This is a genomic window from Kribbella sp. NPDC048915 (assembly GCF_040649595.1).
Lineage (GTDB): Bacteria > Actinomycetota > Actinomycetes > Propionibacteriales > Kribbellaceae > Kribbella.
Genome location: NZ_JBEZFT010000008.1, coordinates 104,235 through 119,543, shown reverse-complemented (window position 1 = coordinate 119,543; position 15,309 = coordinate 104,235). Strand labels below are relative to the sequence as shown.

Sequence of the window (15,309 nt, the reverse complement as noted above, 5' to 3'; positions counted from 1 at the left end):
ACACATGCCTTCGAATTTCGATCAGCCGTGGCCTGTCCGCGATGACGTCCGGATCCGGGACGTCCAGGCGATCGTTACGGCGCCGCAGGGGATCCCGTTGGTGGTGGTGAAGGTCGACACGACCGAGCCGGGGTTGTACGGGTTGGGTTGTGCGACGTTCACGCAGCGGTGGAAGGCGGTCCAGACGTTCGTCGACGAGCACCTGGCCAGGCTGCTGATCGGCCGGTACCCGGGGGACATCGGTGATTTGACCCGGCTGGCGGCGTTCTCGGGGTACTGGCGTGGCGGTCCGGTGACGAACAACGCGATCTCCGGGATCGATCAGGCGCTGTGGGACATCGCCGGCAAGCGGGCCGGGATGCCGGTGTACGAGCTGCTCGGCGGCAAGGTCCGCGCCGCCGCCGACACCTACATCCACGCCAGCGGCACGTCGATCGAGGAAACGGTCGAGCATGCGCAGAAGCTGGTCGCGCAGGGCTGGCGGCATGTGCGGTTGCAGATGTCGACGCCGGGCGGTGGCGGGTACGGCGCTCCGCAGGTGCCGACACTGTACCCGGATGCGCCGTACCGCAACGGCTGGTCGGCGCGGGACTATCTGCGCACGACGCCGGAGTTGTTCGCGGCGGCGCGGCAGGCGCTGCCGGCCAACATCGAGTTGCTGCACGACGTGCATTCGCGGTTGACGCCGAAGGAAGCGGTGTTGCTGGCGCGGTCGCTGGAGCCGTACGGGCTGTTCTTCTTGGAGGACGTGCTGGCGCCGGAGCACTGGGATCGGCTGCCGGAGGTGCGGGCGGCGTCGCCGGTGCCGCTGGCGGTCGGTGAGTTGACGACCTCGATGACCGACGCGGTCCGGCTGGTGCGCGATCTCGGGGTGGATTTCATTCGGTCGCACATCTCCGACATCGGTGGTCTGACCCCGGCGCGGAAGCTGGCCGACCTGGCCGAGTTGTGCGGGGTGCGGACGGCGTGGCACGGCCCGGGCGACACCTCGCCGATCGGGGTCGCGGCCAATGTCGCGCTGGATGTGTCGTCGGTTGCCTTCGGCATCCAGGAAGGACACGTCTACAACGACGCGACCTACGAGGTGTTCCCGGGCGCGCTGCGGATCGAGAACGGCTGGCTGCGCCCGAACGAGACACCCGGCTGGGGCATCGACCTCGACCTCGAAGCCGCAGCCCGTTATCCCGCGCAACTGTCCGGGCACGACGAGTGGGCAGCCGGCGTACGACGCATCGACGGCGCGCTCGAAGCACCGTGATCGTGACCGGTCTTCGGTGACGGTGGGCAGTACGATCACGGCCAGGCGATGAGAGAAGCGACGGGGAGGCGGAGATGAGCGATTCGGTCGACGGGCTCGCGGAGCTGCGGCGCGCGGGGGCGAACCAGTACGACCTCGGGTCGTTCAACGAGGCCGTGATCATCGAGACGATCCGGCTGGCCGGCATCATCAGCCGGACCGAGATCTCCCGCCGGACCGGGCTGACCCAGCAGTCGGTGTCGCGGATCCTGCGCATCCTTCTTCAGCAAGGTCTGCTGGTGGAGGAGGCGCAGGAGCGCGCCGAGCGGCTCGGCAAGCCGCGGACGCCGGTGCGGCTGCGGTCGAACGCCGCGCACGCGGTCGGCATCCACATCGATCCCGAGCTACTGACGGTCGCGGTCGTCGATCTCGACGGCACGATCGTGCGCCGCGAGACCGTCGAGCTGGCCGAGGACCTGCAGGCCGGCAAGCTGGTCGACCTGACCGCGGCCACCGTGACCGCGGCGCTGAGCATCAGCCAGATCGACCTCTCCTCGATGCTCGGGGTGGGAGTCGCCGTCCCCGGGCCGATCGACGCCGACGGCACGCTGCTCGCGTTGCCGCTGCAGCCGGCGTGGCGCGGCCTGAAGATCCGCGAATTGCTGCAGCAGAAGCTGAATCACCCGGTGCTCGTGGAGAAGGACGGTACGGCGGCCGCGATCGGCGAGCGGTGGATCGGCCGGTCCGCGCGCGCCCGCGACTTCGCCTACCTGTACCTGGGCACCGGCGTCGGCAGCGGGCTGATCCTGAACGGCTCGATCTACCGCGGCCGGACGGCGAACGCGGGCGAGTTCGGGCAGATCGCCGCGCTGCGGATGGGGGAGTGGGACCCGGAGAACGGCCCGCGAATGGTCCCCGAGTGCAACCCGACGGCGTCGCTGCCGGTCATCGCGGCCGAGTACGGATACGTCGAGACGGATCCGGGCGCGACCGACGAGGCTAAGCGGTACCGCGCGGTGTGCAAGGCGGCCGCGGACGGGGACGAGGCGGCGGTGAAGGCGGTGACGCAGGTCGCCCGGGTGATCGGGCAGGGTGCGGTCGGGCTGGTCGACCTGCTCGACGTCGACCTGGTCGTCCTCGGCGGACCCGCGTTCGGTAAGGAGATCGCCGAGATCTTCCTGACCGAGATCGGACGGGCGGTGAACGCCCACCCGGTGGCCCGCGAGACGCGGCCGGTCGCAGTCGAGGAGTCGATGCTGCAGACCGACGCGGCCGCGGTCGGGGCGGCGTCGACAATCTTCCACGACGCGTTCACCCCGCGCGTCTCAGGCTCGAGCCAGGCGCGCCGGCTGCCCAAGTAGCTCGGCCACGGACAGCCCTGTGGTCGGTCGGTGCGCCGGCGCGTAGGCGATCTAGGATGCGCGGGTGGATGCGACTCTCACCGCTGCACTTACCGTTCCGCTCACGGACACGGTGATACTCCGCCCGGTCCGGCTCGAGGACGCACCGTCGTACTGCGAAGCGCTCCAGCGCAGCCGCGAACAGGTGGCTCCCTGGGAACCACGCCGTACGGCCGAGTGGTACGGCCCCGAGTTCCAGACGCAGCGGTTCGCCGACCAGCTCGCGCGGGAAAATTTGATTCCGTGGGTGCTGGCCGAAGGCGATCGCGTGATTGGGACGATGACGCTGTCGAACATCGTGCTCGGTCCGTGGCGCAACGGCGACATCGGCTACTGGGTCGACGTCGCCGAGACCGGCCGGGGACTGGCGACGGCGGGACTGACTGCAGTGTGCCGGCTGGCGGACGAGGTGTTGCTCCTGCACCGGATCGCCGCCAGCACGGGCGCCGGGAACACACGGTCGCAGCAGGTGCTGGAGAAGTGCGGGTTCGAGCAGTACGGGTTTGCGCCGCGGTACCTGCACATCGACGGGCATTGGCAGGACAGCAAGCTGTACCACCGGATCTTGAACGACCGCGAGCCGGGTGAGCCGCCGGCCTGACGACGGCTCACCCCGGAGCCGGTCAGCTGGGCGGTAGCCCGATGCCGCGGGACACGTCCACGTCGTCGTACCGGCCCTCGAGCACGTCGACGAACTTCACCGGACGCTGCAGTGTCGACGCGATGTAGACGGCGCGGACCGTGGCCAGCGCGTCGATCGCGTCCTGCACGGTGATCGCCGGCGGAGTACCGTCGGCGATCGCGGTCAGGATGTCGTCATACTGCGCCGTGTGGCCGCCGGGTTCACCGACGTCGATGGGCTGGTCGTCGGGCGAACCGTCGACGTTCAGCCGGCGCAGGCGGTCGTCCTCCACCTCGGCGCCGCCCTGGTCACCGTGGACCGAGACGCGGGTGCGACTGCCCGGGTACGCCGCGGTCGTGGCGTGCAGCGTACCGACGGCACCGTTCTCGAAGGTCAGCGTCGCGACCACGGTGTCCTCGACCTCGATCGCGTGGTGCGACGCCCGCAGCGCCTGGGCCTGGATGGTGACCGGGCGGCCCATGAACCACAGCATCAGGTCGACGGTGTGGACGCCCTGGTTCATCAGAGCGCCGCCGCCGTCCTGTGCCCACGTCCCGCGCCAGCCCGCGGACGCGTAGTACTCGTCGCTGCGCCACCAGGCCACCGTCGCGACGCAGGACGTCAGCCGCCCGAACCGGCCGGCGTCGATCGCCTGTTTGACCACCGCGCTGCCCGCGTCGAAGCGGTGCTGGCTGATCACCGACGCCAGGACGCCGTGGTTCGCGGCCCGGGTGGCCGCCGCGCCGAGGCGGCGGGCCCGGACCAGGTCGACGTCGAGCGGCTTCTCGATGACGACGTGCTTCTTCTCGTTCAGGGCTTCCTCGGCGAGCGCGGCATGCGTACCGCTCGGTGTGCAGATCGCGACGAGTGAGACGTCCGACCCACTCAGCGCCGCGGTCAGGTCGTCGTACAGCTTCGGCTCCGGCTGGCCGGCCTCGACCAGGCTCGCCCGCAGGGACTCCCGGGCCGCGGTGTCGCCGTCCACCAGGGCGGTGACGATCGCGTCCGGCCGGTCCGCGACGGTCTGGGCGTGCGTCCTGCCGATGATGCCGCATCCGACGATCGCGACCTGCTGTTGTGTGTCAGCCATCTCGCTCCTACTTCGGCGTGAAGTTAGCGGTCAGTACCTGGTCCGTGCCGACCGTGAAGGTGTACGACGGCGCTGTCGACACCACGGTCCCGTTGTCGGTCCAGTTCTGGAAAACGCTATCCGATCCTGGCGCTGCCGTCACGGTGACCTGCGCGCCGACCTCGTACGTTCCCGGCTCGGACTCGTTTCCAGCGATCCGGGCGGTGCCGTTTCCGGCGATTCGCACCTCGATGCTGCGTTGCACGACGTTGATGACCATCACGTTGTGCAACGTCGCCGGACCGCTGAGCGTGGCGCCGTTGTAGCGGGCGAGGTTCGTCGCCTCGACGGCACCGTTCTGCACCCGCACGGTGAACCCGTCGGCGCCGAGGTTGTCGGTGCCGAGATTGAACGCGTCCACCTGCCCGGAGTTGACGACCAGGCCGTCGTGGAAGCCGTACGCGAACACGTTCAGCAACGTCAGCCCGGTGGCGCCGTCGACGGTGACGATCTTGGCGGTCTTGCGCATGTACTTGTCGATGACGAGCTCGAAGATGCGGCTCTCGTTCATCCAGTACGGCTGCTGGTACCCGACGCGCGTGACCGCGTTCCCGTTCGACAGCACGCCCTCGATGCGGCCGTTGCGGCCGGGGCCGACCGCGATCGCGTGGTCGAAGAACGCACCGGCGACCTTGCGCACCACGACGTCGTCGCCGCTCAGGTCGATGCCGTTCCAGGCGTTCGGGAAGCCGGCGTTGATGACGTAGTTCGCCCCTGCATGGCCGCGGACCGCGTACGGATAGGGGAGGACGCCTTCGGCCCGGCCCGGGTTGTTCTCCGGGTAGAAGACCCGCAGGCCACGGACACCGGCGCGATTCTGGAGTGTGATGAGCGCCGTGTCGGTGGTGCGCTCGAACGCGTGCAGGACGGTGCCGCCGCTGGCGCCGCTCTGGTCCCGGTTCGGTACGGCGGAGGCGCCACGCAGCTCGACCTTCGCCGGGACGCTGAGGTGCGTGCTGATCCGGTACCAGCCTGCGGGGAGGTAAACGATGCCGCCGCCGTCGCGACCGGCCCGGTCGAGGACCTTCTGCACCGCGCGGGTCGCGTCCGCGGCCGGCAGGTAGCCGATTCCGTGTGGCGCGTCCACGACGTACAGCTTCTGCACCGGCTTCGGCAGTGGCTCGTGTGTGTACGTCGGCGCTTGGCCGGACATGTGGTGGATGATCCCGGACTGTTGGCCGACGACCTCGGTGCCGGTGATCTTCACATAGCCGCGGGAGTTGTTGACGATGCCGCCGTCGACATGGCCGCCCGCGAGGGTGAGTCCCCAGCGGTCGTCCAGCACGTCGACCTTGAGACCGATGCCGGTCCGCCGTACATCGGGCTCGAGCAAGCTGCCGGTGAACTGGGCGCGCTGTCCGGCGACGACGTGGATGCCGACGGCGTAGTCCGCGAGGCTGATGCGGTAGAACTGGTCCCACTCGAGGTCGCCCAGAGTGAGGCCGGTGCCGTTGGCGCGCGTCCAGGCGTCGAGCATGGCGCGGGCCGGCGGGTGGAAGGCCTTGGGTGCTTCGGCCCAGTACTGGTTGCTGAAGGCGACGTTCTCCCAGGTGCCGACGTCGGCGCCGTTGTAGGCCCGCGCGCCTTCGAACAGCGCCGTACCGCGGACGTTGCGGATCGTCGTCGACTCGTGCACCTGGCCCGAGCTCGGGGCATTGCCCTGGTCGCTGGGCATCGTGCTGACGCCGATCCCGCGGTACGAGTTCAGCATCGTGACGTCTGAGATCGTCGCCATCATGTAGTTCTCGTTGCCGATCCAGGCACCGCCGGGGATCTCGAAGGTGTAGTTGTACGGGACCGGCTGGCTGGCGTTCTGGTGCGGGTAGTAGGTGGTGAGGCCGAGCACGCCCGCGCTGCCGCCGATACGGAACAGGCTCGGGCCGTCGTCACCGGTTGGGAGGTCGGCGATGATCACGGTGCCGGTGCCGAGCTTCCGCCCGTGGTCGCCGCGGACCGTGCAGAACGCGTGCACCTCGATCGTGTCGGTGACCTTGTACTGTCCGGCGGGCAACCAGACGGTGCCTCCGCCGGCGTCCTGACAGGCGTAGATCGCGTGCTGAATCGCCTTCGTCGCATCGCGCCTGCCGGTCCGGTCGGCGCCGTACTGCGTGGCGTCGAAGTCCGCGACCACGCCGTCCTCGGTGCTGGTGGCAACGAGTTTCGGTGCCGGCGTTGCGGTCGGCGTGTTGCGGAGCTGGAGTTCCCTGACGCCGAACGTGTCGGCGCCGGTCATCGCGACGCGGACGTAGCGGACGGTGGTGGTGGCGAAGCGGGTACGGCTGGTGCCGCCCGGCGATGCGTTGCGACCGACGGCGGTGAACTTCTTCCCGTCGTTGGAGACCTGGACGGTGTAGTCGGGGGCGCCTGCCTCGGTCCACTCGATACGTACGTCGTTGACCGGGCGCGGGGTGGTGAGGTCGAGCTGCAGCCAGGAGTTCGCTGGGCCGGTCCAGGCTGTCTGGGGGTTGTTGTCGTTGACGTTCGCCGCCGCGGTGCCGTTGCTGGCAGTCGCCGTACCGTCGTCGGCGAAGTTGGTGTCGATCGCCTGTGCGTTGAATGTGTTGAGGGCGGATTCGAGCGCTTCGAGGGCTTCCTTGACCTGGGCGTCGGTGACGTTCGGCGTCTCCGCGATGGCCTGAGCCTGGTCGATCGCGGTCTGCAACGTGGCGCGGCTGCCGGTCGGGTACTGACCGTCGCGGGTGCCTTCGCGGGCTCGCTCAACGGTCCGGGTCGCGTCGCCGATCAGGTCGAGGAGTCCTTCGGTCACGTCGAGTGTGGTCGCGACCTTGGCCACGCGGACCGCGGCCACCTTGAGGTCGACGGCGGCGTCACCGTTGTGGATCCGGAAGTCGCCGCCGTTCGAGCGGTTCGTCAGCACCGCGTCCGGAAGCGCGAACGTGTACGTCTTCCACGTCTTGGTGTCGCCGTAGTACACGACCTCGGAGTTCTTGAACTTCTCCGGGATGGTGTCGCCGGGGGAGTCGTAGTGCAGCCCGAACTGCCCATTGCCTTCGTCGAAGTAGTCGACGCTGACCAGGACGAGGTTCTGGTTGTCGTACAGGTAGGTGTCCGCGACGTTCAGGTAGAAGAAGTTCGTGCCCGGCGGCGGGGCGGTGCGGTCGGTCTGCCAGTACGCGCGACCGTCCTGGGTACCGGTGATCAGGTGCGCGGCGTCGTCGCCGGCCCGGGGACTGATCCCGTTCTGGACCGGGTTCGCTCCGAGCTGGACGGCTGCCCCCGCGGTACTGATGCGCAGGCCGGCGATCGTGACATCCGCGCTGCCGAACAGTCTGACGTCAGCGTCGCCGAGCCGGTCGGTGAACGCGATATCGGTGAGCTGGAAGACGCCGGTCCTCCAGCCGCCGGTGCCGGCGAGTCGGATGTCGTCGGCATCCTGCTGCGGGTCGGCCTTGGCGTCGTACTGCAACTCGAGGGTGCCAGAGCCGCTGTCGAGGTAGGTCACCGTCACCAGGACGTCGTCGGTGCCGATCTCGTCCACATAGTCGTGGTCGACATCGAACTCGAGGTAGCCGGTGCCGGCCGCCTGATTCGTCTGCCAGTAACCGCGACCTTGCTCGGTCCCGATCCGCAGGCCGGCTGGATCATCACCGGCCGCTGGCCGAACCCCCAGTGTCGTGGGTGTCGGGCCGAGATCGGCACCGACCCCGCTGGGATACATCGCGGCGGCGCGCGCCGCCGGTACCGCGATCAAGCTGCTGAACAGCACGGCGGGCAACACCCACACGAGCAGACGTCTGAACATGCCGAAACCCCCAGGTGGCGGACCAGGACCGACAACCACTACGACTGCGCGCTTAAGTTAAACCAAGCGTGTTACTAATACAAGATCCAGTCGCTGCCGGTCTGACTGCGGCTTGACGACGTTGCTGATGCGGGTGATCGGGCCGGCTCAGCTGGGCGACTTCAGGTGGCGGGGGACCGCGGTCATGACGCGGCCGAGGTCGTCGGTGAGGGCGGCGACGCGCTCGTTGCGGCCGTCGTCGTCGATGTAGATCATCACGGTTCGCACGTCTGCGTGCCCCGAGAGTTCCTGCAACTCCTCGGCACCATGTCCACGCCGCTTCTGATCGGTGATCGCCGTGGCCCGCAGCGCGTGCGGGGTGATCGTCTCGGGCCGGGGGAGACCCGCGGTTCGCGCCAGTCGGCGCAGGATCCGCGTGACATCGTGCCGATCCAGCCGCCCGCCATTGGCGTCGGCGATCAGCGGCGCAGGTCCGGAACCGGTCCACGGCGGCCGCATTGCGCGGTACAGCTCGAGCAACTCCACCACGCGTGCCTCGAGCGGCACCCGCACTGCCTGCCCACCCTTCCGGGTGACGACAAGCCATGTCCGCCGGCCCTCGTCCTGCCGGTCGGAGTCGTTCGCGCCGCACAGCTCGGACACCCGCAGCGCCCCGGTGTACAGCAGACCGACGACCAGCGCATCGCGGACATCACGCGCCGCAGCGAGCAGCGCCGCAACTTGATCGGCCTCGAGCACACGCGCCGAGGTCGCACGCCGGCCGCGGTGGAACTTCGGCCGATGGTCGTCGTCCGAGATCGGCGAGACCACCGGCAGCCCCCACCCCGCGGCGTACCGGTACAAGCTGGACAACGACGACAGCCGGCGCGAGATGGACGACGCGGCCGCGCCCGCATCCTGCTGGTAGGTGAGCCACATGGTCACCTCGCCACGATGCAGGTCCAGTGCGAACCGATCCCGGCCGAGCTCACGGCGCGCCCAATCGGCCCACAGCAGGATGTCGTCCGCATACCCGATCCGGGTATCCCGGCTCGCTCGCCGTGTCCCGCCCAGCCACAGCACCACGAGCGCGGTCAGCTCAGGCGTCAGCGTTTCCGCCAGGAGGTCCAGGCGATCGACCAGGTCAGCCTTCGGATCGTGCAACGGACGCCGGCGTCCGAGTGAGCGCCGTACGGCGGTCTCGGTGGCCGGATCTGGTGCCGGTAGTTCTACTGCGGTGTCCGCTGCTGGCCGAAACACGAGTGCTGCCGGGCGATCGTCCACACGGAGATCCTAGCGCATAACGGGGATTATGCGCTACTTCTGTTTGGTTTTGTAACGTCTAAAGACGCGGACATAAACCAAACGGAAATGCCTACGAAATCGACTTAATGCGATAGGGTGGCGGCATGACGGAAACGGACTCGCTCGCGCAGCGGCGGCAAGGACTGTGTGAGTTCCCCGGCGTGAGCTGCCAGAACCCGAAACAGGTCGACCCGGGGACGCCGGGACGCCCGCCGAAGTACTGCGGACGCGAAGGAGCCGGCCCTGACGGAAAGCCGGTGCTGCACAACAAGGCGAACGCCTGGGCCGCCAAGAACCGTCTCGCCAGGCAGCCCGTGCGCCGCGACGACGCCCCCGAGAGTCACGAATCCGGTCCGGGGCCGGTTACCGCAGCCCGGACGACGATCGAGCAACTCATGAAGGGGCGCCTGCCCCGCTTGGTGGAGGAACTGGAAGGTCACCTCGCGCAGATCGCCGAGGCGGTTCGTACGTACGGCGACGCGGAGGCGGTCGCGGCGGAGGTCGAGCAGGTCCAGGCCGCGAGCCGCGCCCAGCTCGCCGACCTCGAACGTCAGCTCGGCCAGGAAGAACAGCGCCGCCGCAAGGCCGAGCAGCAAGCGGCAGAGGCGGAAGAGGCTCGCGAGGAAGCCGACGAGGCCGCTCGCGAAGCCGTGGCGGAGCTCGAGCAGGCGCGTGCCGTCGCCGCTGCCGCTGAGGTGTCAGCCGCCCAAGCTCGTCAGGACGCCGAATCCATCCGCGAAACGACTGACGCCGAGCTGGAGAAGGCGCGCCAGGAGATCGCAGCGGCTGCCAATGCGGCCGTTGTCGAGGTGGAGCGCATACGCGCGGAGGCGGAGGAGGAGCTCCGCGCCGTGCGCGCGGCCGCTGAGTCGGAGGTACGTGAGGCGCGAGCCGAAGCCGAGTCCGCCCGCGTAGCCCAAGCGGCCGCGGAGGCCGACCGGCAAGGCGCCCAGCAGGCCGCCGACCAACTCCGCACCGAGCTCGCCCAGGAACGCGACCGCCACCGCGCCGAACTCGAATCGCTGCGCGCCGAACACCGCGCCGACCGCGACCAACTCAGAGCCGACCACCAAGCCCAGCTCACCGACATCAAGAAGGCAGCCGAAGATCGGGTAGCCGCCCTGACCACCGCCCATCAAGCAGCCCACCAAGCCGCCGAAACCCTCCGCCGCCAACTAGAACTCCGCACCCAAAACCCCACCCCGCCCCAACCCCCCGAGCCGGCAACCAAGCCATAGGCAACAGCCCTCTCGGGCGCGACTGGGGAGTGCTGCGCACCTGAAACGACCAGCAGGACTCCCCAGTCCAGCCGTATCTCGTCCCGCCCAGGGGTGGCGTGGTCAGCGGAAGGCCTGGAGGTTTCGGGTGACCCAGTCGTCGAAGGTGTGCGGCGGGCGACGGAGGACCTTCTCCGCGTCGGGGCTGACGGCCTGTTCGGCCGGAGTGGGGGAGCCGAGGATACTGAGAGTTGTCTCGACGACGGGCTCGGGCATGTGGGTGAGTATGCCTGCGCGAGCCTGGTCGCGGGTGAGTTCGGTGAAGGCGATCGGCGTACCGATGACCTCCTGGATGATCTCCGCCTGACGGCGAGGGGTGATCGCGGCCGGTCCGGTCAACGTGTAAACAGCGTTCGCATGGCCGGACTCGAGGAGCGCGGCGGCCGCAACCTCCGCGATGTCCTGCGGGTCGACGACCGGGAGCGCAACATCCGCGAACGGTGCGGCCATCGCGCGCTGGGTACGGATCGAATCCGCCCATGCGTACGCGTTGCTGGCAAAGTTGCCCGGTCGCAGGATCGTCCATTCGAGCCCCGATCCGGTGACGGCGTCCTCGAACACGGAAGGGTGGCGCTGCGTACCGACGCCCTGGGACGACAGGAACACAACCCGCGGTACGCCGGCACCGCGAACCACCTCGAGAACCTCGTGGAGGTTGCCGCCGGCAAGGAAGTCGGGCGGGGTGAGCAGGAAGATCGCCTTCGCGCCGTCGAGCACCGGCGCCAGGCTCTCGGGGGAGTTCAGATCGGCGGCGAAGTGACTGACGTTCGGGTCGGTGTTGCCGCTCGGGGCGGCGTGGCGGGAGACGGCGACGACGTCCTCGCCGGCGGCGGACAGGGTCTGTACGAGAGGGCGGCCGACGTTGCCGGTCGCTCCGGTAATCACGATCATGACGACGACGCTAGTAGTCGATCGATACTAGGTACCTAGAGGATAGTATTGGGTTTGTGACCGAGACCACAGCCGCCGTATCCGCCGTACCCGACACGTCGAAGGGCATGCCTGACGGGATGCCTGACGGGGTGGGTGACGGCCTGGCGGGCGACCCCGTGCAGGCGTGTCCGATCGCGCCCGTGGTCGACCTGGTTTTCAGCCGCTGGACCACACCGATCCTGTGGACGTTGAACGAGTACGGTCGCCAGCGCTTCGTCGAACTGCAGCGGCGCATCGGTGTGATCACCCCGAAGGTCCTCACTCAACGCCTCCGCCAACTGGAACGCGACGGCCTCATCACGCGCACGTACCACGCCGAGGTCCCGCCCCGCGTCGAGTATGACATCAGCCCTCTCGGCCGGAGCCTCGCGCCCCTTTTCCACGCCCTCGCCGACTGGTCATCCAACCTGACCAAGGTCGAACAAGCCCGCCACCACTTCGACACCACCGAGCCGGCCCACCGGCGCCCCTGACCGGGGGCCGGTGACCTCGCTGCCTGGAAGGCTTTCTTCTGTCAACGGACAGCGCTTCGGGGCCAGTACTTGTTCACGAGTGTGACGTACAGCAGGGCTTCGACGAAACGCGGGAGCGAGATGACTGAGCCTGACCACCGCGGTCACACCTACATCGATCTGACTTCGCCCGAGTACGCCGCTCGGTTCGCGTCGAGCGAGGCGAGGGAGTACCGGAAGACGGCCACGGTGAAGGCGCGGATCCTCACCGAGGACACACCAGTGGCCACCGTGCTGGCCGACGGGACGCGGGAGACCGAGCGCGTCGCGCCGGCCGGGCAATGGCTGGTGGAGAATCCTGGCGGCGAGCAGTACGCGGTCGAGCCGGCGGAGTTCGAGGCACGCTACGGCCCCACGAGCGAGCCGGGCGTGTACCAGGCGAAGGGCCGGATCCGCGCCCTCGCGAACACCACCGGCGGCCCGGTTTGGATCAACGCGCCGTGGGGCGAACCGCAGTACGGCGCCGCCGACTGCGGGTTCGCCTGCCTGATCCGACCTGACGGCTCGCTGGACCTCGCCAAGCCGTACATCATCGCGCGCGCCGAACTGAACCAGACCTACACCGCAGTGCCCGCCGAAGGAGGGCCCGCCGTCACGGATCCGGCGCCGTTGAAGTTCATCACCACCGGACAACTGCGCCCACACGAACCCGCGAACACGGTCGCCGGTCGCGGCGAGGCCCAGCGCCGCACTCAATCGAGAACCAAACCGGAGCGCAAGCCTCCGACGCGCTGAACCGCCCCGACCACTCCGGCCGGCTGGGTCAGGCAACGCCGACCAGTTCTCGGGTGGGGGCTGGGGTGAGCGATTCGAGGAGGGTGAAGAAGTGTTCGGTGGCGTCGGCGAGGGTCAGCAGGCCGGCTTCGTGGTGGCGCCAGCCGTACTCGAGTTCGCCGTCGAGGATGCGTTCGTCGAGCGGTACGGCGTACCGGCTCAACGTCACGCGGGTGGGCCCGGTCTGCGGGTGGTGGTCGCCGCAGCCGCACTCGGCCGGGATGGTGATCGTGGTCAGCGCGTCAGGGGCGAAGCGGCGCAGGCGGACCGTCGTACCGCGGGCGGTGAACTCGATGATCGTGGCATCGGGCAACTGAACGAGCAGCTGTACCGGTACGGCGTACGAACCGGGCAGCAGCCGGAGACCATGAGACGCGAACAGATCGGCGAGAGCCGGGAGATTCATGCGATGTTCCTGTGGGTGCTGTGTCGGCGGGCGGGCCACGGAAAGGACAGGGCCTCGTGCGCCGAGAGTCGGCGCGCGTCAGCGACAACAGCAACAACACAGCATCTGCATGCCGACGATCATGACAGTACGCCGCCCTGCCCGCAAACGCCGTCCGCAATCCGGGACTGTCCGTGATCCGTCAAGAACCCACCAGCCACCCCCACGAGCCACCCCCACGGGGCCTACCTTCCGAGCTACCCGAGCTTGATCCCGCTACGGTGTCGACAAGGCCGACTTTGTGCACGAGATCCGTATTCCCAGCGGCGAAAAGTACGGATCTGGTGCACAAAGTCGTGCTGAACCGGCCAGACTCTGCCTCGGGCGTTCGGGCGAGTGAGGAGAGGGGAGGGGAGTCGTGGCCGCGGTGCTTTCGCCGGTCCCGGAGGTGCCCTTCCCCTTGTACGGGTTGGGCCCGGCCTTTTCCGGGCGTCGAACGGTTGACGTGTGGAATCGGCTCGGGGACGGTGTCGCCGGGCCGTTCTGGTACGTCGCTCTGGCGCACGAGGACGACATCGGCCGGACGGTCACCGTCATCACCGACGGGAAGCTGCAGGCCGCGTCTCGTCGGCGTGACCCTCAGGTCGACGTTGCGACGAACGCGTTGCTCGGGCTGGCGCCCACCGCGGCTCGCGCTGAGTTACCGCCGCTGAGGCTGGACGACGTGAGCAGGCTGGCAGCCGAAGTCGGTGCGCCGGACTGGCAAGCGGACGAGCTGCCGGTCGACGGAGAAGAGCGGCTGCTCTGGGCCTATCGCAGTGGAGAGTACGTCGCCGGATGGGTCGACCTGGGGGCGGTGTTGGTCGGGTTCCATGGCCTCCACGCTGATCAACTGATCGCAGCGCACCACCTGGTGCCGGTCAACAACCGCGTCCACAGCTACGCCCTGCCACGCGCCCGGTGAGCGGATTCGACTCTCCGGTAAGGGGAGGAGGCAGGATGCGGGTACAGGAGGTGATGCTGGTGGAGGCTGGCGAGCACTGTGAGACGACGGCGCTCGGGGTGTTGTTGCGGCATCAAGGGATCGAGCTGTCGGAGGCGATGATCTTCGGACTCGGGTCCGGGCTGTCGTTCGTGTACTGGGACAGCAAGAGCTTCGACTTCCCGTTCCTGGGTGGGCGGGTCAAGCCGTTCGAGCTCGCGCGGAATCTCGCCGCCCGGCTCGGGCTCGAGCTGGACGTGCGGGAGACCAGTTCGCCGGCGAAGGCGTGGGCCAACGTTGCGGCGTCGGTCGACGCGGGGACGCCGGTCGGGCTGCAGCTCGACAGCTACTACCTGGATTACTTCACCTCGAAGGTGCACTTCGGCGGGCACATCGTCGCGATGATCGGGTACGACGCCAACGTCGCACGACTCGCGGACACGCGGGCACAGGGTGGTGCGGTGACGACCAGCCTCGCCGGCCTCGCCGCGGCCCGGGCGGCACGCGGGCCGATGACCGCGAGACATCGATCGTTCACGATCACCGCGCCGCACGGTCTGCCTCCGGTGGAGGAACGCGTCGTTCCGGCGATCATCGCGTGCGCGCAGGCGTTCCTGCATCCGCCGATCGCGAACCTCGGGTACCGCGGCATCGAGAAGGCGAGCAAGCTCGTGCCGACCTGGATCGAGCGCAGCACCGACCCACAGCGCGACCTTCCACAAGCGGCTCTGCTGATGGAGAAGGCCGGCACCGGCGGCGCGCTCTTCCGCAACCTTTACCGGGACTTCCTCGGCGAGTGCACCCGACTCGTCGACAACGCCGACCTACGCACCGCTCATGCGCTGTACGGCGAAGCGGCCGCACTGTGGACCGAAGTCGCCGCACTGATCACCAGGGCCGGCGAGTCCGAAGATCCGCAGTGCCTGGCGAAGGCCGCCGACCAACTGCATGACATCGCCCAGCTGGAACACGACGCCATGACGAAGCTGAGCCGTCTGGCCGGCTGAACCC

At 68.7% G+C, this 15,309-nt stretch carries 13 protein-coding genes; 8 read left to right on the top strand and 5 right to left on the bottom strand.

Features of this window, described 5'->3' with window-relative positions; translation table 11 throughout:
- The first annotated feature begins 4 nt into the window (after nt 1–4).
- From AB0B82_RS07205 to AB0B82_RS07195, 3 genes are all read left to right on the top strand, one after another.
- The gene (locus AB0B82_RS07205; RefSeq protein ID WP_360163606.1) at nt 5–1,258 is read left to right on the top strand and encodes an enolase C-terminal domain-like protein; all 1,254 of its coding nucleotides are present in this window, start codon (nt 5–7) and stop codon (nt 1,256–1,258) included.
- A gap of 74 nt (nt 1,259–1,332) precedes the next feature.
- Nucleotides 1,333–2,598 (top strand): ROK family transcriptional regulator, encoded by a 1,266-nt coding sequence (locus AB0B82_RS07200; protein WP_360163604.1) that lies wholly within the window; start codon nt 1,333–1,335, stop codon nt 2,596–2,598.
- A gap of 64 nt (nt 2,599–2,662) precedes the next feature.
- Nucleotides 2,663–3,238 (top strand): GNAT family protein, encoded by a 576-nt coding sequence (locus AB0B82_RS07195; RefSeq protein ID WP_360163602.1) that lies wholly within the window; start codon nt 2,663–2,665, stop codon nt 3,236–3,238.
- Nucleotides 3,239–3,260: 22 nt separating this feature from the next.
- Here AB0B82_RS07195 and AB0B82_RS07190 read toward each other — a convergent pair whose 3' ends face one another.
- From AB0B82_RS07190 to AB0B82_RS07180, 3 genes are all read right to left on the bottom strand, one after another.
- Nucleotides 3,261–4,349, bottom strand: coding sequence for a Gfo/Idh/MocA family oxidoreductase (locus AB0B82_RS07190; RefSeq protein WP_360163600.1), 1,089 nt, complete (start codon nt 4,347–4,349; stop codon nt 3,261–3,263).
- 7 nt (nt 4,350–4,356) lie between these two features.
- Complete coding sequence (locus AB0B82_RS07185; RefSeq protein WP_360163598.1) at nt 4,357–8,151, bottom strand: glycosyl hydrolase family 28-related protein; 3,795 nt, start codon at nt 8,149–8,151, stop codon at nt 4,357–4,359.
- Between the two features lie 147 nt (nt 8,152–8,298).
- Nucleotides 8,299–9,414, bottom strand: coding sequence for a tyrosine-type recombinase/integrase (locus AB0B82_RS07180; RefSeq protein ID WP_360163596.1), 1,116 nt, complete (start codon nt 9,412–9,414; stop codon nt 8,299–8,301).
- Between the two features lie 125 nt (nt 9,415–9,539).
- On the opposite strand from AB0B82_RS07180, the gene AB0B82_RS07175 reads away from it, so the two are divergent.
- The gene (locus tag AB0B82_RS07175) at nt 9,540–10,673 is read left to right on the top strand and encodes a hypothetical protein (protein WP_360163594.1); all 1,134 of its coding nucleotides are present in this window, start codon (nt 9,540–9,542) and stop codon (nt 10,671–10,673) included.
- 102 nt (nt 10,674–10,775) lie between these two features.
- Here the strand turns inward: AB0B82_RS07175 and AB0B82_RS07170 are convergent, their stop codons facing one another.
- Complete coding sequence (locus AB0B82_RS07170) at nt 10,776–11,603, bottom strand: NAD(P)H-binding protein (RefSeq protein WP_360163592.1); 828 nt, start codon at nt 11,601–11,603, stop codon at nt 10,776–10,778.
- A gap of 107 nt (nt 11,604–11,710) precedes the next feature.
- Between AB0B82_RS07170 and AB0B82_RS07165 the strand changes: the two genes are divergently transcribed.
- Together AB0B82_RS07165 and AB0B82_RS07160 are read left to right on the top strand one after the other, a co-directional pair.
- Entirely contained in the window at nt 11,711–12,118 is a 408-nt protein-coding gene (locus AB0B82_RS07165; protein ID WP_360163590.1) for a helix-turn-helix domain-containing protein, read from the top strand.
- Between the two features lie 120 nt (nt 12,119–12,238).
- Nucleotides 12,239–12,892 (top strand): PGDYG domain-containing protein, encoded by a 654-nt coding sequence (locus AB0B82_RS07160; RefSeq protein WP_360163588.1) that lies wholly within the window; start codon nt 12,239–12,241, stop codon nt 12,890–12,892.
- Between the two features lie 28 nt (nt 12,893–12,920).
- Here the strand turns inward: AB0B82_RS07160 and AB0B82_RS07155 are convergent, their stop codons facing one another.
- Nucleotides 12,921–13,337 (bottom strand): hypothetical protein, encoded by a 417-nt coding sequence (locus AB0B82_RS07155; RefSeq protein WP_360163586.1) that lies wholly within the window; start codon nt 13,335–13,337, stop codon nt 12,921–12,923.
- Nucleotides 13,338–13,821: 484 nt separating this feature from the next.
- Here AB0B82_RS07155 and AB0B82_RS07150 point away from each other — a divergent pair, with 484 nt between their 5' ends.
- Entirely contained in the window at nt 13,822–14,280 is a 459-nt protein-coding gene (locus tag AB0B82_RS07150) for a hypothetical protein (protein ID WP_360163584.1), read from the top strand.
- Nucleotides 14,281–14,315: 35 nt separating this feature from the next.
- Nucleotides 14,316–15,305 (top strand): BtrH N-terminal domain-containing protein, encoded by a 990-nt coding sequence (locus AB0B82_RS07145; RefSeq protein ID WP_360163582.1) that lies wholly within the window; start codon nt 14,316–14,318, stop codon nt 15,303–15,305.
- Nucleotides 15,306–15,309: the final 4 nt, after the last annotated feature.

Bases quoted from the DNA above. Each gene is read 5' to 3' on its own strand.
- AB0B82_RS07205 (WP_360163606.1), top strand. From the start codon at position 5: ATGCCTTCGAATTTCGATCAGCCGTGGCCTGTCCGCGATGACGTCCGG.
- AB0B82_RS07200 (WP_360163604.1), top strand. From the start codon at position 1,333: ATGAGCGATTCGGTCGACGGGCTCGCGGAGCTGCGGCGCGCGGGGGCG.
- AB0B82_RS07190 (WP_360163600.1), bottom strand. From the start codon at position 4,349: ATGGCTGACACACAACAGCAGGTCGCGATCGTCGGATGCGGCATCATC.
- AB0B82_RS07185 (WP_360163598.1), bottom strand. From the start codon at position 8,151: ATGTTCAGACGTCTGCTCGTGTGGGTGTTGCCCGCCGTGCTGTTCAGC.
- AB0B82_RS07175 (WP_360163594.1), top strand. From the start codon at position 9,540: ATGACGGAAACGGACTCGCTCGCGCAGCGGCGGCAAGGACTGTGTGAG.
- AB0B82_RS07170 (WP_360163592.1), bottom strand. From the start codon at position 11,603: ATGATCGTGATTACCGGAGCGACCGGCAACGTCGGCCGCCCTCTCGTA.
- AB0B82_RS07165 (WP_360163590.1), top strand. From the start codon at position 11,711: ATGCCTGACGGGATGCCTGACGGGGTGGGTGACGGCCTGGCGGGCGAC.
- AB0B82_RS07160 (WP_360163588.1), top strand. From the start codon at position 12,239: ATGACTGAGCCTGACCACCGCGGTCACACCTACATCGATCTGACTTCG.
- AB0B82_RS07155 (WP_360163586.1), bottom strand. From the start codon at position 13,337: ATGAATCTCCCGGCTCTCGCCGATCTGTTCGCGTCTCATGGTCTCCGG.
- AB0B82_RS07145 (WP_360163582.1), top strand. From the start codon at position 14,316: ATGCGGGTACAGGAGGTGATGCTGGTGGAGGCTGGCGAGCACTGTGAG.